This window comes from Actinospineispora eucalypti (assembly GCF_039543365.1).
GTDB lineage: Bacteria > Actinomycetota > Actinomycetes > Mycobacteriales > Pseudonocardiaceae > Pseudonocardia > Pseudonocardia eucalypti.
In genome coordinates, this window is the sequence record NZ_BAABJP010000052.1 from 276,279 (window position 1) to 297,220 (window position 20,942).

Genomic DNA, 20,942 nt, shown 5'->3' on the forward strand with positions numbered 1-20,942 from the left:
TGACGTGACGCGGTACCAGGATCTTGCCCTGGGCCGGGGCGGCGCCCCTCGGCCGGAAGCCGAAGCCCTTCAGCCTCCCGCCCAGAGGCGCCTCGTTGACGATCTCCACCAGATCGTTGAGGTCAACGCCCGAGCCGTCCGGCGCCAGAACCGGCTCGGCCAGCCGCGAGAACCGTTGCTTGTCCATCGGCTCGGAGTTCCTGGCCAGCCGGTCTCGCTCGGACTTCGGCAGCGCCGCCGCCAGCTGCTCGCCGGTCATGTTCGCCACGACCGCGCCGCCGGCCCCGCCGGCCTGGGTGAGTGCCAGCGAGGCAAGCGTCTGCCGCTCGTCGTAGTAGTAGAGGTAGCCGGGCAGCCCGGGGCTGCTCGGTGTGGGGCCGCCGAGCGGGTTGTCCGCGCGGTTGGCGACGAACTCGGCGTACCGCATGTCGCCGAGCACGCTGCGCAGCACCGTCGGCAGGTACTGGGCCTGAAGCTCGGTCAGCTCCACAGTTTCGAGCAGGTGGCGGGTGATCAACAGCGCCGCGAGACCATGCGCCTGCCGCTCGGTTTCCAGCCACTCCGGGGTGGTCAACCCACCGAGCGGCAGGTCCAGCTTCGGCGCGATCTCTCGACGGAGCGCCTCGCTGGCGAGCGCCAGCTCGCTACTGCCTGTGCGATGGTCGTACGCAATCTGGAGTACGTGGGTGAGCTCGTGCCATACGACGAACCGGGCGGCGAGCGGGATCAGCTTGACCCGGGGCGGGACGCCGAGCGCGCGCAGCACGCGGCCGAGGTCCTTGCTGTAGCGGAGCACGGCTCCGTGAGAGACGACGAGGCGCACGTCCGGCAGCTCGGTTCCCGGCCGGGTGCCGACCACGTCCACCCAGCTCGACCGGCCATCGATCGCCCAGGAAGGGTGTTCGCGTACCCAGGCCAGCAGGTCAAGCAGGATCGCGCGGTCTTCTTCGGCGATCGGCAGCTCTAGCGCGTACCGGGCGAACTCGTCGATCGCCGCGAACACCTGCCTGGCGAGCGAGTCGGTGGGTTTGAAGGGGCGGGTGGCTCTCTCCTCGAAGGGCTGGGCATCGCCGCTCGGCTCCGGGCCGCCGGTGGGTGCGGTCGGCACCAGCCACGCGGTGGTGGCGTCCCTGCGCAGTCGGGGATCCACCTCGACCGCGCCGCGCACCGCGCTCCGCGCCTCGGCGTCCCCGCCGAGGGCGGTAACCAGCTCGTCCAGCGCGGCGGTCTGCTCCGGCTGGTGAGCGAGGTGCTCGACCAGGGCCTCCGCCACCCGGGTGTGCAAGCGCAGATCCGCGTCGACGGTGGTGTCCTCGGCCCGGTCCTGAACCGCCCGCTGGAACCGCTCGCGCATGCCGAACAGCGCCCCGCCGCCGACCATCGCCTGAGCGATCTCCGGGTTGGTCGGCAGCAACACCGGCGCCAGCAGCACGAGTGCGAACCCGATGACCGGCCCGAGCCACCATGGCGCGGCCCGCGCCAGGCCGGCCAGCCACCGCGCCAGGTTCGCCAGTGCCGCGCCTGCCGAGAGCGTCACCCGTCCCTGGGTGGCCTTGCCCCACGCGACGGTGACCAGCCAGCGGTCGCCGCCGGCGTGGTCGTGTACCCAGACCCGGTGACCAGCGGCGACGAACCGGCGCAGCTGCCCGCCGGTTGCATAGCCCGACACACCGGAGGCGCGGTGGCTGGCCAAGAATGCCTCGGTCCACGGGTCTCCCGTGGTGGCGGGCAGCTGGAAGCCCTCGGCGGGAGGTTGGTAGTCGGGGTTGGCTCGGACGAACTCCCCCCGGACCCGGTCCAGCGAAGTCCGCAGCCACCCGGCTAGACCGCCGGCCGCGCCGGTGACCCGCTCGGCCATCCAGTCCAGCCGCTCGTCGGCGATCTTGCGCAATCGCTCGTTGGGCAACACACCCAAGATCCGGTCCCGCTGGTCGACCAGGTCGGCGAACTGCACCAGGATGTCTTCCTCGGTGAGCCGGCCGAAGGCCCACGCTCCGGCGTTGAGCGTGGTCAAGAAGGCCACCCAGGGCACCATCGACGACATACTGTTCGCGAAGTCGACCGGGTGGATCACCTGCCGCTCCGGCTCCAGGATCAGGTTGATCGGCCACAGCCCGTCGATCTCGCCGAGCAGGACGAACACCCCGAAGTGGCGGGCGAACCGGTCCAGCGGCGCCTGGCCAAGCTCAACGGGCACCGGCATGCCGCCCGGCTCGAGCTCGTTGACCTCGACCACCTGGCCGGCCCGCAGCAACCGCTGATTGCCGTCCGGGGTCTTCCCGAACATGTCCTCGAGCACCACGCCCAAGCTCGCGGCCGCCGCGTCCGTCCCGGCTATCGCGTGCACCGCGGCCGCACTGACGCTCGGGACCAGCGCGGCGCGGTCCCGGGGTAGCTTCACCGCGACGTTGCGGGAGCGCAGCACCACCAGGCGACCCCCCGAGTCCCGGCCCGCCATGACCTGCCACTCGCCGTTCGGCAGCTTCTTCGACGCGTCGAGGACTGTCAGCTCGGTCAGGCCGGTCACACCACGCAACGGCAGCCCGACCCGCGGCGCCCCGACCACAGCGGCCGCCGCCACCTCGGGCATGCCAGCCAGGGCCAGGAACGCGCCCAGGGCCGCGCCGCCGAACACGTACAGCACCACTCGGGCGGCCGGTTGGCGTCGGTGACGGACCACTGCGGCGGCCGCCCAGGCTCCGGCGGACACCCACAGCACCGCCGGCCCCAACCAGACCGCCAGCGCGCCGCCGGCGAGCATGCCCAACCCGGCGCCGAGCCACAGCCACCCGGTGTTGACCTCGGCGTTGTCCTCGATCGACACCCGGCCCTCGGCCGCGGAGCCGGCGTCCTCGGCCGCGGTGCCGGTGTCGTCCTCCCGGGCCTTCTCGGGCCTGTCTTCCGCGAGCCCTTCGGGGGTGACCCGCAGATCCGGGTTGTCCAGGATCCGAGACGCGAACGTGCCAAGCTCGACCAGGCCATTTGCCTGCTCGTATGCGCCTTCTTCGAAGGTCCCGGCCAGGGACTGCTCGCCAACCAGGTCGCGCAGCTCGATGACGGCCTCGAGGAGCGTGTCGATCCGCTTGATCGCCCCCTTGAGGAGATCTTCGAGTACCGCACGGTTGGGCTCGTTGCTGTTGGTGACGGCATAGCGGTAGGCGATCAGGTCCATGAGGACCGCGTTGAGTTCCCGCACCGCGTCGTCCGGCTGGTGGGCGAGGTAGGCGGCCCTGCGTACCCGGTCCGCGGCGAACCGGAGCACATCGATGGCCCTGCCGAGCACGCTGTCCGCGCCGGCGCCCGGCTTGACCCGGCCGAGCAGCTGCCGGTGGGCGATCTCGGCCAGGTCGGTGACCTCGCGGGCTTTGTCACCGACCGCGCCGCCGGGCTTGCGGCTGGCCACCGCCGCGCGCAGTTCGGAGATCGTTTCGGCCAGGAGCTCGAGCGCGGTGAGGGCGTCACGCCTCAGCGCGGCGGTATCGCGTACCTCCCCAATCTCGGGGTTGGTGTAGAGGTCGACCGCGCTCTTGGCCTCGGTCAAACGGACCACCAACTCGCTGATCAACCGGGCGACGGAGACGGTTGCGCCACCGCCGGCCACCGAGCGGTACCCGTCGCGGGCCAGCCGCCACGCGATGCCCAGCCAGCCCCGGAACGCGGGCACCGCCACCAAGGCGCCCCCCAGCACGAAGGCACCCGCGACAACCAGCACGGCCGGGCCGGCCCACGCCGGGAGGTCCAGCTGGCTCACCACCACGCCCAGCGGCCCAATCGCAATCATGCCCGTGCCGGTTGTGCCGCCCCGGCGATCGTCGCCCAGGCCCAGCGCCGCCAGGACGGCGCGCAGCACGTCCTCGAACTGGTTGGCTCCCTTGTAGTACTGGGTGAACGACCGTCCGTTGCTGAGTACCGCCCTGGCCTGCCCCAACACCCGCCGGGTCGCTTCGTCGGGGATGGTGCGCGGGTTGTTGAGGGCGGCCACGACCCGCGTCGCGATGGCGGTGGGCGCGTAGTCGTGGGCGACGAAGATGTTGGTTTCGCCCCGTGTCTCGCTCTCCCGGTGCGCCAACCCGAGGTGCCACACCACGACGAGCTGGCCGCTGACAACCTGGTAGCTGTAGCCGCGAAGCCGCTGGGTGAGGGCCGTCGCGGTGGTGCCGCCGGCGTCGGCGGTGAACTCGCGCAGGAACGAAAGCGGTGCCTTCGCCGGCAGGGTCAGCAGCCTGGTCAGCCGGGGATCGGCCGGATGGCGCAGCGCGGCGACCCCGGCCGCCACCGCGCCGGGGGTGGCCTGCCGCGCGGCCAGCGCGGCGAACCGGGTGACGGCCTCCCGGTAGCCGGCGTGGCCGATCCGGGCCGGGTCGGCGAGATCGCCGAGCAGCTCGCGGGTGGACACCGTGGCGCGGTAGCGGATGCCATCGGCGCCCTCGGTCCGGGTGAGCAGCCGCAACTCGGCGAGTTCCTCGAGCCACTCCGCCTCGGCGCCCTCGCCCGTGATGCCCTCGGGCGCGGAGGCGACGCGGTGCAGCAGTGCCCACACCGAGCCGTCCGCGGCCCCGTCGTCCAGTGCGGGCGGCTCGGCGCCGAGGATCGCGCGCAGCTCGGTCACCAGGGCAATGAATGCGCCGGTCGTCGCAAGCCTGCGGCTCAAGGTCAGCCCGCCGTCGCGCAGCATGCCGGTCAGCCGCCACAGCTTGACGTAGGTGTCCGGGTTGAGGTGGTGGTGCAACTCCTCGAGCGCGTCATGCAACAGCTGGCCGAACTCGGTTGTCGAGTAGCGCTTGGCCAGCCCTCGCCTCGAGTTGGCCTTGGTCGCGTCGAGCATGCCGAGCGTGACCAGCATCGGCAGGCGGCTGTCGAGCCGGCTCAGCGGTGCGGCCCCGGGCAGTGCCGCCAACTCGTCGCGGGCGATGCCGCCGGTGCCCGGGCCGGGGATGGCAAGGAGCATGCGGCCCGCCGAGCTGGCGGGGGCCAGCCGGAGGGTGCCGGCCAGTGGCCCGTTGTCGATCCTGGCGATCCGCCGCAGCAGGAGGTCGAGGATGGGCTCGGCGTCCAGGTACTCCTTGGTGACCGGGCCGGCGAGCAGCGCGCCGAACGCCCAGACGACGTCGAGGTCTTCGTCGTGGTGGTCGACCGGGTCGTCGACCGTGGCCAGCAGGACGAGGATGTGCTCGGGGAGCAGGTAGCGGTTGTCGACCCACCAGACCAGGCCCAGCCGGGTCAGCGTGGCCACCCACCGGGTGATCGCCTGGTCGTTGAGTGCCGGCAGGAGCTCGGCCAGTTCGGCGGAGCTCATACCGCCCGGGTGATCGGCGAGGGCGTCCAACAGCGCCCGCACGGAGTTCGCCGGCACCAGGTTGTCCGCCGGTGGCGCCGGCGCAAGTCCCAGCACCTCACGCACGGCCTCGGCGATCTCCTGCACCGGCAGCTCGGTCGGCGCGAACTCCGTGCCCGGCGCCAGCCACCGCCGCACCGAGTCCAGCGCCTCCCGGGAACGGTCCGCCGGGTAGCTGTTCGGGTCGTCCAGGTAACCCATCACCTCGGGCAGCCGCTCCGAGGCCTGGAAACGGACCCGCCAGCCACCGCTCGGCAGCCGCTCTGCCACTCGGACGATCAGGCCGGCCAGCCGCAGCATGAGCAGGCGGTTGTCCAGCGTGTGCGGAGCGAACCCGGGGTGCGCCTCGACCAGCTCGTGCCGCGTGACGCCGCCGTCCGACGAGGCCACCGTGGTCAGGATGGGCCGCAGCCGGCCGGGACCCGCGACGGCCATGCTGACCGTGCCCAGCCCGGCCGTGACCAGAACGGCGCCGACAAGCGCGCCCACGGTCATCCCGCCGAACACGAAAAGCCCCACCCGTGCGACCGGCTGGAGCCGACCGGATCCGCCATGGGCCACCGCGGCGGCCAGCGCTACCCCGCCCGAAACCCACAACACCGCCGGCCCCAACCACACCGCCAACACCCCGCCGGCGACCGCACCCAACCCGGCACCCAGCAACAACCACCTGACGTCGAGCCCGGCACTGATCGAGACCCCGTCCGCGAACACACCCAGCTCGGCCAAGCCCTCCGCCTGGATGCGCAACCCGTCCGCCTGCTTGCGCACGACGGCCACGAAGTCCGGCTCCAGCTCCCGATGGGTTCTGAGGTAGTCGGCCTTCAACCCGACCTTGAACATCTCGTGCTCGATCAGCTCGATCGCCCGGTCGAGCGAGTCCACGATCCCCATCCGCGTGGTCTCGCGGCCGAGGGCGGCGGCCCTACGGAGGGACCGCAGCCCACCCAGGACCGTGTCGAGCTCCCGCAAGGTGTCATCCGCCCGCAGGTCCGCAAGCAGGTTGGCGGCCGCCTGCATCCGGTCCGCGGCCACATCGAGCACCTCGCCAGCCCCACCCGGTACGTCGGCTTTCCCGTCGCGGGCCAGCCGCCACGCGATGCCGAGCCAGCGCCGGAACGTGGGCACCGCCACCCACACCGCGAGCGCCACCGCCGCACCGGCGGCTACCCACACCGCGACCGGCACGGCGCCCGTCAGCGGCGCGGCCAGCGTGGCACCGAGCGCCGGGACGGCGGGCAGCAGCAGCGCCAGCACGACAGCCCCACCGAACATGATCGCCAGGCGCCCGGCCCAGCGGCCGAGGCTTGCGGTCGGCCGGTGAGCGGCCAACCAGCGGAGCACGTCCCGAGGCCGCCGGCCCCCGATGGCCTCGCCGACATCGGCGGCCAGCACACCGGTGAACATGCCGGCCAGCGCCAGGATCACCGCCGGGACGATGTCGGGATGCACCGCGTGGACGCCCCGGATGGCGAGTGTGGCGAGGCCGAACGCGGCGGCGTACTCGCCGGCAGCGACCACCGGCGCGGGCAGCCGGCGCTTGGCCCGGGATTGGTGTACCCGGGCCATACCGTGGGCCAGGGCGCCGTTCATGAACACCGCCGCGCCGGTGAGTCCGATGAGGTCGGCGACGTTGGCGATACCGATCGGCAGAATCGGGATGAAGTCCGTGGCCGCCCGGTCGGTCAACAGGTCCAGACCGTTGCCGAGGCCACCGCCCAGCATCAGCCCGCCACCGAGGATGACCCGGAACAGCGGATCATGGCCGAGGTGGAACCGGCGGAGACCGCGCGGCAGGCGGCCGTAGGAGTCCACAAAGCCGGCCACCGCGTAGCCAACCAACAGGATGAACCCGACGGCCATCTCGCTGCCGGTGAGCGCCACTCGCCACCCGGTTACCTCGTGGTAGACCAGCCAGGGGGAGAGCCCGCTCACCCACACCTTGAGGAGCAGGTCAGCTATCGCTCCGATCAGCGCGACACCCAGCGCGACGGTGATCCGCCCCAAGCGTTCGCCGGACGCATGCGTCAACGGCTCCATTCCCGGCTTGCCCAGCGACGTCCCGAACAGGCCGTACCGCTGCCACCAGCCCACCAGCGCGGTTGCCGCGCCGAACCCGATCAGCGCGGCCAGCCACGGCCACACCGCCGGGGCCAACGGTCCCTGGCTGTGGTCGGCCGCGAGCTCCTCGGCCTTCGCCAGCATGGCGGCGGCCCGCTGGTGGCTGGAGACGGCGCGGTTCACCGCGAGGTGCGTGGCGGGCGGGTAGTCCGCCGCCGCGAGGTCGGTGGGTAGCTGGTTCCGCTCGGCGCGGGCTTCGTCCAGCCACTTGGCCAGCGGCACGAGGTGGGCGCGAAGCTGGGACCTGGTCAGCCCGCCGCGCTTCGCTCTTTCCCGGAGCAGGACGGCCAGCTGGGACTCGACCTGTCGCATGTCCCCGTCGAGGTGCTCCGCCCGCGACTCGAGCGCGGTGACCTGCCCCGGTGACGGCGGATTGGGCGCCCGGATCGAGTTGGCCGAGTTGTCCGTGGCCCGGGCAACCACACCGTGCGCCGTCGTTGTGGTGGCGCTGACCGGGCCGGCGCCGGACATCACCAGCACCACCCCAACCACCACTGGCGCGCCCACCCGACGGGCCGGACCCGCACCGAGCACGGTCTTGCCGACCGCCGCCAGCAGCGACCTCGGCCGGGCGCGCGGCGCCCCGACCACAGCGGCCGCCCCCAGCGAAGGCGCGCCCGCGAGCAGGAGGCCGATGGTGAGCAGGCCCAGGACGAGCACGATCCCGGCCACGGTCAATCGGGTCGGGGTCGCCCTCACCCAGCGATAGCCGTCACGGGCCAGCCGCCACGCGATGCTCAGCCAGCCTTGGAACGCGCGCGCCAGCACCGGCCACGCGACGGATACGAGCGCGCCGACCACTGCCAACTCGACCACTGATCGGGTCGTCACGGCGTCTACAAGCGTCAACGCAAGGGCTCCGCCGAACACGCTCCCGGCCCGCGTCGCCCAGCGGCCCCAACTCGCCGAAGGCCGGTTCGCCACCGACCAGCCGAGCACGTTCATCCGCCGGGCGCGCAGCGCGTGCCGGACGTCGGCGATCAGTACCCCGGCGAACAGGGTGATCTGCACCAGGGTCAGCGCGGGGACGATATCGGCGTCTGCGGCGCCGACGCCCCAGTTGGTAAGCCCCGCGACACCGAGCCCGATCAGGTACTGACCGGCGGCGGTGACCAGCGCGGGCCGCGAGTACCCGGCCCGGTGCTTGTGTACCCGAGCCATCGGTCGGGCGAAGACGGCCTGCGCGACCAGCAGTACGCCGGCCATTCCAGTGAGGTCGGCGATGTTGGCAACGCCGATCGACGGAATCGGGATGAAGTCCGTCGCGGCGTGGTCGGCGAGCAGGTCCAGCATGTTGCCGAGCCCACCGCCCAGCATCAGCCCGACGCCCAGCAGCAATCGGAACGACGGTTCCGCGTGCAGGCTCAGCCAGCGAGGCATGCGCAGCGTGAGGCGGGTGTGCGCGTCGAGGTGGCCGGCAACCCCATACCCGACCAGTAGGCCAACCCCGACGAGCACGTCAGCGCTCGTGAGCACCACCCGCCACAGGGCCGTCTCGTGGTAGACCAGCCCCAGGGACATGATGTGGGCCTCGGCCCACACCTTCGTGGACAGGTCGGCTACGGCCGCGCCCCACGCGATGCCCAGCACCCCGCCGACCTTCATCAGCCGCTTGGCGGCCCACGAAGCCCGCATGCTGTATACCCGCTGGCCCTTGAACTCGCCTTGGAAGCCGTGGCGCCGCCACCAGCCCACCACCGCGGCTCCCGCGCCGAACCCGATCAGCGCGGCCAGCCACGGCCACACGGCGGGGGCGAGCGGTCCTTGGCTGTCGTGGTCCACCCGCTTCCGAACCTCGCCGAACGACTCGGCAGCCCGCCGATAGGCACCGGCGGCGGTCTCCACATCGGAGTGGGCCGCGAGCAGCTCGCCGGTCGGGTCGGCGTACGGGTCACCGGAAGCGCGGATCGCCGCGCGCAGCCGGTCCCGCTCCACTCGACCCGCGCGCAGCCGCTTCGCGAACGCGTCGAGCCGCTCGCGCAGCTGCGCGTTGGTCAGCCACCGGGCCTTGCCGGCCTGCCCGTAGTTGCCGACCAGCTCATTCTGCTCGGAATCGAGCTGGTCCATGCTCGAGCCGAGTCGCTCCGCCCGCTTGACGAGCGCGGCCAGGTCCTTCGGCATCGACTCGGTGGGCACTCGGATGCGGTACGCCGATTCGGCCGGGTCGGGTTTGACAGGGTCGGGTTTGACAGGGCCGGGCTTTTCCGAGGCCGTGGCGCTGGCCAGGTCGGCGCCGGAGATCAGCAGGACCGCCGCGACAGCCACCGCCGCGCCTACCCGGCGGACCGGGCCAGCACCGACCCACCGCGGCCGGCCGGGCCACACGGCGGCCATGCCCACGGTGCCGCCTACCATGCTCGGCCCGAGCGTGACCAGCGCGGCGGCAAGCAACGCACCCAGGACCGCGCCGCCGAACACCACGAGCACCACCTGGGCGACAGCCTGGAGTCGGCGGCCGGTGCGGGGCGTGGTGTCGCTCGAGATTGTCCTGGCGCGCAACCACAGAGCCGGCGACGACCCGACTCGGATCACCAACGCGATCACCGCGACCCCGGCAGACACCCACAGCACCGCCGGCCCCAACCACAGCGCCAGGGCGCCACCGGCGAACGCGCCCAACCCGGCATGGGTCAACAGCCGCTTGGTGCTCAGCCCGATGCCCGTGTCGTGACTCACGTCGGGCGCGTTCGCCTCGGTGATCGGCAGGTCCGCGATCTGCGACACGAACGTGCCGAGCGCGATCAGGTCGTCCGCCCGCCTGTGCAGGATGTTCACGAAGGACCCGCCCAGTGCGCTCCCGTCCACCCGGTTGAGCAGGAAAGACGCGTCACCGATGAGTTCCTCGATCTGGTCGGTCGCCTGCCTGAGCGATTGTTCGAGTGCTTCCCGGTTGGGCTCGTTGCTCGCGGCGACGGCCTCGAGGTAGTCGCGTAGCTCGTCGAGGACCGCTTGTAGCTCCAGCAAGGCGCGGCGCGGGCGGTTCGCGAGGTCGGCGGCCCCGCGCATCCGGGCCGCGACCAGCCGGAGTACATCGGCGGCCCTGGCCACCACGCTGTCCCCGCCGGCGCGAGGCTGGACCTTGTCGAGCCACTCCTGGTGGACGTCCGCGACCGCGTCGGCAAATGTGCGGGCTCGGCCCCGGGCGGTGTCGTCGAGCTCGCGGTGAGCCGCCGCCGTGCGCAGTTCGACGATCGCCGCGGCCAGCTCCTCGAGCGCGCCGAGGGTGCGGTCCGCCAGGCCGGCGATGTCGCGCACCCGGCCCCGAGGGGGGTTGGTGTACGCGGTGATCGCGGTCCGTGCCTCGCGCAGCCGGGCTTCCAGTTCCTTCGTGAGCCGGTCAACCGCCTGCGCGGGGGCTTCCACGGCCGCCGCAACCGGCTCGCCGGAGCTGGCGGCCCTGCCACTCCGGTGCATCAGTCGGATGGCGACCAGTAGCCAGGAACCCGCGACGACCAGAACCACGACGGCTCCGAACGCCACCCACCACCGCGTTGCCACCGGCGACGCCTCGGTGGGCGCGTGTGCCCATTCGGTCAGCCAACTGTGTCCGGGGACGAGGCCGAGCAACGAGGCCCGCTTGGTCCGGTCGCCGAACCGCGCGCGGAACGACGCCGCGACCTCGCGGAGCCAACCGACGAGCTGGCGCCCGACGGGACCGGCCCTCGTGGGGTTCGCAGCGACGCGGAAGCCGGCGCGGGCGAACGCCGTGCGGGCCAAGGCGTACGCCAAGCCGGTGCCGAAGATCATCCGACCGCGTTCGTCGACAAATGAATCGATGCTGAGCGCATCGACCACCCAGCCGCCGCCGTCGCGGTGGGCCCGGACCCAGCCACTGAGCGAGCCCCTCGGACCGCTGCCGGCACGCCGAGGGACGCCGTCCCCGCCGAGCTCCCATCGCACCCACCCGGTGCTCAACAGCGGGCCGGGCGCGGCCAGCGCGGCCCCGACTCCGCGATGCGGGACGCCGGCGAGCAAGTACGCGACGTTGGTCCAGGTGACCCGCTCGTTTTCCCACTTCGAACCGGACTCGTCGGCGATCACGAATGTGAAGGCCTCGTCGGCATTGACCGCCCACAGCAGGAGCGAGCTCCCGGTCCCGGTCGTCGCCCGGGAGACCCACAGCCACTGGTTGCGCAGCTCCAGCTCGGCGCCCAGGTCGGCCAGCGACGGGCCCCGGGCGTGCCCGCGACGCGGCGTCCACCTGACCGGGAGCACCAGGTGCATGACCAAGGCCGCGACGGCGCCGGTCGCCAGCCCGCCGAAGTGCCCGATCACGGAGATTCCGGGGACCAGCAGGCTCAGCCCCACGTTCAACCCGATATTGATCAGCGAACCGAGGCTGATCCGGCCGTCCTGGACCAGCTCGGTGACCGCGACCGCGCCCATCAGCGCGTAGATGGCGCCGGACGCGCCCACCACCGGGGCGGGGCTGAACACCGCCACGCTCGCCGAGGCCCCGAGCATCCCGATCAGGTAAATGCCCAGGAAGCGGGCGCTGCCGACGGCCTGCCGCAAGAGCCAGCCCAGCATGACCAGCCCGAGCATGTTGAGCGTGAGGTGCACGAGCCCGGCGTGCAGGAAAGCGCCGCTGACCAGCCGCCACCACTCGCCGGCGCCGACCAGGCCCCCTTGCGTCGCGCCCCACTTCACCAGCGGTGCGGACGTGACATCCAGGACACCGCCGGCCTGTACCGCCGTCACCGCGAACACCGCGAGGTTGACCGCGAGCAACGCCCGGACGGCGCCGGTGGGCCGCATCACCACCAACGCCGTGCCGAACGTCTTCATGTAGTTGATCACCCAGGACCTCGGCCCGGGTACCACCACGACGACAAGCGCGGCACCGACCAGGGCGGCAAGCACCGGGTGCGCGTGGACCCAGTCGCCGAACGCCCCGCCGTCGAGCACCCCGAGGCTGGCCGGCAGGACCGAGGCGGCCACCAACCCGTGCGCGTGCCACGGCTGCCCGGCGACCAGCATCCCGACTCCGACGGCGACCAGCGCCACGGCGCCGGCGACAGGCAGCGCGAGCTGCCTTATCCAGTCCCGAAGCCAACGAAGCAGCGGCGGGCCGCGCCGGGGGTTGGCCTTGTCGCGCTCGGCCGGCCGCGCGGCCCGCGACTCGGCCACCCCGTCGCCGTCGCCGGCCGACTCGGGCGCGCCGCCATCGGTGTGGCCGGTCGCCGAGCCGGTGTTCCCCGTCGCGCCCGGCCCGCCGGGGCCTCGGCCCTGGTCGTCGTGCTCGTCCCGTGCGTCCCGCATCCGCCGGTACTCGTCACGCAGCCGGGTGGTGGCGTCGAACAGGTCTCCGACGAGCGGACCGCCGGGTAGCTCGGCCAGCATGGCGAGCACCTCGTCGAGCTCGTCGGCGACGGTGCCCGGGTCGAGGTCGAGCAGCTCACCCAGCTGGTCGGCGCGGGCGGCGGGGTCGGTGGCGGACAGCCCGTCGGTGAGCTCCTGGTAGTCGGGCACCAGCCGCTCGGCCAGCCGCACCGTGTCGCGTTCCTCGTAGCTCAACCCGTCGTAGCGGTGCATCGCCCGCAGCGTCGCGTCCAGCGAGGCGCGCAGTGATGCGACCAGTTCTGCGGTGTCTCTGTGGCGGGTCCGCAGCTCGTCTGGTGCGGCGCTTCCCGCGCGGGCAAGGAAGGTCTCGATCATGGTGAGGGTTCGTTCGGCGTTGGCCAATATGCCAACGACGCTCTCCACGTCCACCGGGTCGGCGTTCTCGACGTCTTGGGTCAGGAACTGGATGTCGTACTGCCAGGTGTCCAGCCAGGTCCCCACCTCACCGAGGCGCGCGGCCAGCAGCCCGGCGAACGTGGCCTCGGGGTCATTGCCCCGCCACGGGTCGGTGTCCTGGCCGGTGAGTGCCCGGTCGACCATCTGCTCCAACGCCCGGCGTGCCTGCTCGGGGGTACGTTCCAGGACGTTGCCCTTGGTGAGCCCGGTGATCAGCACTTCGTTGTCGTCGGGGGCGAGCAGGTAGACGAGGTAAGCGGAGCCGAAGCCGGCCGCGGCGAGCAGGTCGGTGAGCTCGGCGTCGCCGTCGTGGGTGTGGAACGTCGCGCCCCGGTGGTTCCACAGCCCGCCCGGGCTGACCTTGCCGAGGTCGTCGTTCGGCTTGATTCTGTTCTGCTCGCGCAGGTGGGCGCGCAGCTCGGCGAGCGCGGCCAGCACGGCGGGCGGGAGCTCGACCGGCCTGCCGTCTTCACCGAACGCGACGGCGAGCACCCGGCCCGCCCCGGGGCGTGGCTCGGCCTCGCCGCGCAGGATCGGTTCCAGCCCGGCGATCAGGGCGGCGCGTTCTTCGGCGCGTAGCCACTTGACCAGGCGGTTGTTGTGCCGGTCGTGGCGCTCGCCGGTGTGTTCGGCCCGGGCCAGGTGGAAGATCCATTCGTGCCGCAGGAACGCGATCCACCAGGCGGCGAAGGCGGGGTTGCGGGCGATCAGCCGGTCGACCAGCACCACGACCCACCTGGGCACCAGGATGATCGGGCGGCCGGCGTCGTCCCAGCTGAAGCCGATCAGCTTGCCGTCCAGCGGTTCCTCGCCGGTGATGCGCACCAGGTCGTTGAGGTCGGCGTCGGGCCGGCCCGGCACCGGTACCGGCGGCAGGTGGGTGAACTCGTGCTCGCGGTCCAGCGGCTCGGCGTTGCCTAGCAGGTCCCGGGCTTGCGGCTCCATCTTCCGCCGTGCCGTGCTGCTCGCGATGTTCTCCGCGACCGCCCCGCCGCCGCGCGACCCGCGCTTGGCGTTCGACGACGGAACGTGCCCGGGGTCGATCGGGCGCAGCCGGGGCACCGGCCTCGGCGAGGCGTCATCGATCCGGACGGCGAGCTCCCAGCCGAGTCCGGCGACCATGTCCTCGCCGGCCGGCTCGACGAACCGAACCGCCAGCTCCCGCCGGCCCCCTTCGAGGATGTGCAGCGAGGGGAGATCATCGCGTGCCCACATCGCCAGCAGCGTGGTGTAGCGCAGCAGGGTCCACCGGCCGTACCCGTCTCCGGCGGGTACCAGCAGGCGGGGGCCGGGACCGCCGGGCCGTGCGGCCTCGATGAGCAGCTCGTCGAGGTCATCGGGGGCGACGACCAGGGCGCCGCGCGAGCGGTGGTCCACCCGCAGGCGCATTCCGTCCGGGGCGACGGGCGTGCTCACCGCCGGATGGATCCGAGCCTGCAGCACCGCGATCTGGTTGCCGTGCTCGCTGGGCCACAGGTGGGGCACCCGCTGGACGAGCTCGACGACCAGGTCGGCGAGGGGCTCCCAGAGGATCTCCTGCCGGACGAAGAGATCCTCCCAGGAGTCCAGCTCATAGAGGACCCTTGCCAACGGGACGATCGGCGGCGCCGGTGCGGTCAGGTTCTTTTCCCTGGCGAGTCTGATTCCGATCTCTTCGATGGCTGCGGCGATCGCTTCCCGGACCCTTTCGGTGAGCCGGCGTGCCGTCGGCGAGAGGCCGAGCGCCTCGGCCAGCAGCACCAGCAGCTGGTCGCGGTCGAGCTGCTCGGGGCTGTTCCGGGCGGTCCCGTGCACGTAGCGCAGATAGTCCCGGCCGAGCGGCGCGAGCGTCCGGTCGGTCTGATCGTGGTGGTTGTGCCAGGTGCGCTCGCCGCGCCCGTGCCGGCCTTCATGCAGCACCAGCTCTCGTTGTTGTTCCGGCGACAGCTTGTGGTAGTTCTCCTCGACCAGGATGCGCACCGGAACCTCGCCGAACCACACGACCAGCCCGCCGAGCAGGTAGTACGCCCGCCACTCACCGGCCCTGCTCAACTCCTCGCGCGAGAGGAACCAGAACTGACCGGCGACCAGGTCGCTGGGCAGTTCCTTCGCCGTGGCCTTGCGGGTCCGTCCCGCCATGTGCGCCCGGCGCAGCACGCCCTCCACCCGCGCCGCTTCCCCGGCGTCGGAGAAGCCGCCGAGCATCGCGGCGTCGGCATCCGGGTCGCCGTTGCGCTCGTGCATCCGCCGCAGCCGCTCGAAGTCCTGGTACTTGTAGCGGTAGTCCTCCGGTACCGAGAGGAGGCCCCAGTCGAGGTAGTCGGCGAGCACCTCCAGGTACCCGCCGGTCTCGGCCAGCAGACGGCCGGTCTCGCGCCGTGCCGACGAACCGTCGTCCAGGGCGCTCCGGACCTCGTCGAGGACCTTCTCGACTTCGGCGAGCACGTTCCGGGGGCCGGTTTCCGGATCGGACAGCTCGCCGAGCAGGCCGGCCCGGTATCCGCTGCGCGGGTTGCGTTTCGCGACCGAGGTCAGCACCGCCGCGACGATCTTCGGCCGGTTCTCGCCCTCGTCCCAGCCGGTGGAGTACAGCGGGAGCGCCGCGAACGACAGCGGGCGCGGGTTCAGGAACGACCAGTCGCCGTCCTCGGCCAGCGGCCAGCGCAGCGCGTCGAGGAAGATCCCGGCGAGTCGCGCGTCCAGCGGGGACCAACCGATCGCCGGGGTGCGGGCGAGCCGCCGTAGCTCCGGCCACGCACGCGACCAGAATTCGGCGGTGCCGGCCGGGCCGTCGGCGCGGTTGGCGAACCAGCGCAGTTGCCACCGGGCGGCGAGCCACTCGCGCAGTGTGGCCAGCGCCCTGATCGGGTCGACGAACACCCGCCGGGCAAGGGCCGGCACCGCGCGCCGCCCGGCCGGGCCGTGCGACGGCCCCTCGTCGGGGCCCGCCTCGCCCGGGCGGTGGAACGACAGGACCGCGTTCCGGGCCGGTTGGGCACGATCTTCCCCGGCGACCTCGAGGAGGTGATCGAGGAACTCCCGTTCGCGGGCGAGCAACGCGGACTCGAACGCCGCCCACCGGGCAGCGACGTCCTCGTCGTTCACAGCGAAGTCGCGGCGAATCCTGTCGCTTCTGGCACCGTGGTCGTCGATCAACCGTGCCAACAGGGCAGGACCGGCCGCCTCCTGGGCGACCCCGCGCAGGATGTCGCCGGCGGTGGTCGAGAGCCACCGGCCCTCGCTGCCGAGCACGAGCGTGGCGATGGCCCGCGACTGCTCGCGGGTGAACCCTGCCCACGGCGCGAAGACCTCCGCGATCATCACGTAGATCAGCGCCTTCCGGTCGCCGTACGCGCTCAGCGTGCGACGACCGTCGACCCGCTCGTCGCGGTACTCGAAGCTGGCCCGGATTGCCCTGAACTGGTCGCTGACCAGCACATGGCGCGGGGTGTACGCGTTGACCGCCGGCAGGTCCTCGACGGTCTTGCCGACCAGGCGCAACATCCTGGGGAGGTACCGGCCATCGAGTGCGCCCGCGCCCGCTTCGAGGGCGGCGCCCCGCGCCAGCTCGATCCACTCGCGCACCGGTCGGGGTGCGCCGCGCGGCAGGCTCGGCAGCGTGGTGACCTGGGTGAGCGGCGTCGGGCGCGGGTGCCCGACCGGGCGGCGCGCGTCCCGCGAGCCGACGGCAACGCCCGGCAGCGGCAGCACGACCACGCTCACGTCCTCCGGGTCGTGCCGCCGGCGCAGTGGCCAGAACAGGCCACTCGCGGCGACCCCGGCGACGTGCGGCATCGCCAACGCACCCACCGTGAACACGGCGACCACGGCGACAACCGCCATCAGGGCGAACAGCCGCCGCAGCTTCGGTACGACACCCCGGCCGTCGGCGGGCTCGCGCAGCCACAGGACCAGGCCGCGGACCTCAGGATCGACGCGATCGAGAGGCTTCTGGAAGGTCTCCGCCAGCCGCCGGCCTTCTCTGGTGCCGACCAGGCCCCTCGTCTGGCCTCGACGATCCCTGGTGACGAGACCGTGGTCGACGAACACCCGGACGAGTTCCCTGGTCGTCTCCTCGCTCAGCCCGAAGGCGTCCGCGACTTCGGTGGATGTTGTCTTATGGCGGCCGGCGATGAAGGCGAGGATTCGCCCACCGGCACGGGGGTCAGCGCCCGGGCGCCGGTGGCTGGTCGAGTCCCGCGCTTCGCGGCGGGTGCGCCACTCGCCGAGCAACACGCGCAGCTTCCGCTGGATGTACTGCTGGGTGGACGTCCTCGCGATGTTCGTAAGCGGCTTGTCGAGCACGGCCAACAGCGCGCGGCCCTGGCGCGTCACGCGCAGCAGCTGACGCTTGCCCTTGGGTTCGATCCGGAGCAGGCCCTCCGCCAGCAGCAGGTCGATGATCTCGTCCCAGGCCTTCTGGCTGAGCTGGAAGGTCCTGGCGAGCTTGGCGCGGGTCGGCTGCTTGGCCCTGCCGACGTAGCGCAAGATGCCGGCCGTCGACTGCGGGTAGCGGCGCGCCCCGGCTTTACCGGGTGGTACCGCGGCCATCGCCACGACGCCGCCGGCGAGCGGCGCCGCCACAATCAGCACGGCGACGAGTCCGACGAGCGCAACGCCGCCGGCGAGTGCCCACCGGACGGTGGCGGGGCGCGGCGCCCGGCCGAGCCGCTCGAGCAGCCAGTCGCGGAGTCGTTCCCATGGCGGGCCGCGGACCCGGTACTCGGTCCGGTGTGTCTCGGGCGGGGTGGTGCCGGTCTCGGTCCGCTCGTTCATGGTCGGCCGGGGGCCGTGGCCGGTGGAGTGGGGTTGGTCCGGGTCGCCGTGATGGCGCTCGAACGCGTCATGGACGGCGCGGAGGATGTCCTCCACCGTCTTGGCGCCCTTGTTGCGGCTGTCGTTCACGCTGAACGACCGCTCGATGCTCAGCAACGCTCTGGCCTGGCCCAGCAACCGCCGGAGCCGGTCGTCGGATATGCCGTTCGGGTCGGTGAGGGCGCCGATCAGCTCGATGCCGGTTGAGGTCGGGGTGTAGAGGATGGAACGGGGGTCGGCATGTTCGCGGTGATCTTTCGCCCGGGTCACGACCCCCACGTGCCACAGAACGATCAACTGTTGGCCCACCACGTTCCGGTGGTAGCCGGGCTGCTCGCGGCCGATCTCGGGGGCGGTGAAACCGGTTGGGTTGGCGAGGACCGCCCGCAGGAACGCCAGCGGTGTCATCGCCGACGGGGCCAGCAGCTCGGCCAGCCGGGGATCGGTCGGGTGCCGCAGCGCCGCCACCCCGGCCCGCACCTCGTCGATGCTCGGCGACCGGCGGATCAACTCGGCGAACCGCTCGACCTCGGCCCGGTAGCCGGCGTGGGTGATCCGGGCCGGGGTCGGGTCGGCGAGGTCGCCCAGCAGCTCGCGGGTGGAGACGGTGGCGTGGAAGCGCACGCCGTCGGCGTCGAAATCCCGGGTGAGCAGCCCGAGCTCGGTCAGCGCGTCGAGCCAGTCGGCGTCGGTCTCCTCCTGGGTGAAGCCGTCGGGGGACGCGGCGACCCGGTGCAGCAGCGCCCACACCGAGTTATCGCTCACGTCGCCAGGGAGCGGGGCCAGCCGCACGTCGAGGATCATGCGGACCTCGGCGACCAGCGCGACGAACGCCTCGGGGCGCACGAGGTTCAGCCGGCTGTCCCGGAGCATCGTGGCCAGCCACCACAGCTTGTCGTAGGTGTCCGGGTTCAGCTGGTTGTGCAGGTCGTCGAGCGCGTCCCGCAGCCGCTCGGCAAAGCCGGTGCGGGTGTAGCGCATCCAGTAGTTGACGGTGGCGCCGACCAGGCCCACGTCCACCAGCCTCGGAAGGCGGGTCGGGGCTCGGCGTGCCGAGGCGGCTCCCAGCCGCTCGATCAGCCTGCCGCGCTCGATGCCTTCCGTCTCCGCGCCCGGGATGGTGTCGAGCAGGTGACCGATCGAGCCGGTAGGCGTCAGCCGGGCGCTGCCGGCCAGTGGGCCGTCGGCGATCTTCCCGACTCGCTTGAGTAGGTCGTCGATGGCTTGCTCGTCGGCGCCCATGCCGCCGGCGCCGCGCGGCCTGATGAGCAGCACGGCGAGTGCCCGGAGCACCTCGAGGTCTTCGCCGCGGAAGTCGCGGGGGTCCTCAACCGAGGCCAGGAGGCCCACCGCGTGGTCGGGGACCCGGTAGCGGTCGGCGTCCAGCCACAACAGACCGAGCCGGGTCAGTACGGGCAACCACCACCTCAGGTGAATCGCCGTGATGCGCTCCGGCAGATCCGCCAGCAGCCCCTGCTGGGTCAGCCCGTCCGGGTAGTCGAGCAGGTGCTCCAGGAACGCCCACAGCGAGTTGGGCGGCACCAGGCTCCACACCGGCTCGTCCGCCAGCCCCAGCACCTCACGCACCGCCACCGCGAACTCGTGCGCATGCGGCCAGCTCGGCGTGAACTCGGCATCCGGATCGAGCCGGCGACGCACCAGCGTCAACGCCCCGCTGCGGGCACCCGACGGATGGCTGCTCGGGTTGTCCAGGTAGCCCCAGAGCCTGGGCAGATCCTCCGAAGCCCGGTAGCGCCCGTACCAGTGACCATCCGGCGGCCGAACGATGGTGCGGACGATCAACCCGGCCCGGCGCAGCACCTGCAGTCGATGGTTGAGCGCGGTCACACCCAGCTCCGGGAACTGGGCGGCGAGCTGGCCTCGGGTGACTCCGTCCGGCGTCACGCGGACCGCGTCCAACAGCGCGGTGAGCAGGTTCGGCAGCGGTGCGCCCGTGGCCGCCGCCGCGATCGCTGTGCCGCCGAGCATGCCGATCAGCGCGGGCGCGAGGAGCGCGCCGATGCCCACGGCGAGCAGCACGATGCGGCCCACCTTGGCCAGCGCCGGGCGATCGAAGAGCCGCTGGGCCTGCACCCACAGGACGGCAACCGCGGCGGCACCGATCACCGCGACCATCCCGGCACCTGGCAGGTGGCCAAACCCGCCATGCGTGGCGTGGCCGAGGGGGATCAACAGCCCGCCCAGCCCGGCGACGGAGCCCGCCGTCAGAGCGAACCCGAGCGTGCTTGCACCACGATCGTGCGTGTGGCCGCCAGCCCAGGTGCGGGTGATCTCGCGCGCGAGCGGGCGGTACTTCGGACCGGCGCGTACCCAGGAGGCGAACCGAGCCCAGTCCCCGTGACCCGCGTCCAGGTCGGCCACCGTGAACGGCCGGGTGTACTTGACGGTGGCATCGGCGAAACCGAGCGCTCCCCGCACGCGGTCGCGGACCAGCGAGCTTGCGAAGACCCGCAGCTCGTCTGTGTCCTCGGGCAGGGTGTTGATGGCGCGGTGCTTGGCGGTCCGCCCGCCTTGCGCGTAGTGCTCGAGGTGGCGCCGGTCGTACTCGGTGAACTTGGCGAACTCGTCGGAGCGGCGCCCCGCGAGCGCGATCACGTGAACACGGTTGTGGTGGATGAAGTGCATCCAGGCGTGCCGGTGCGCTACCGAGTCGAACCCGGTGCGGCTCAGGTGAATGTGCAGCCCGAGGTCATCGCCGTCGGCGCCGAGTTCAGTTAGCTCGTCCAGCAGAATCCAGGGGAAGTGACGCATCGCCCACGGGTAAGACATGGGGTGCGTGACCAGCTCGAAGCCAAAGCCGATCGCGCCCTCGTACTTGAGATAGCCCAGGTCACCGAGTCGGCGAAGGGCGAGCTGGACGGCCTCCACCTCGAAGACTTCCGGCACGTTGATCTCCAGCTCGAGACCGAGGAACAGTGGCCCCCTCCCGTGC

General features: G+C 72.2%; 1 protein-coding gene (only partly in view). It reads right to left on the reverse strand.

All 20,942 nt of this window come from inside a single coding sequence — locus tag ABEB12_RS35950, MFS transporter, on the reverse strand. Of the gene's 61,509 coding nucleotides, 23,930 precede the window and 16,637 follow it; the stretch shown corresponds to coding positions 23,931-44,872 (codon 7,977, partial, through codon 14,958, partial); reading right to left, the first codon wholly in view occupies nucleotides 20,939-20,941. Both the start codon and the stop codon lie outside the window.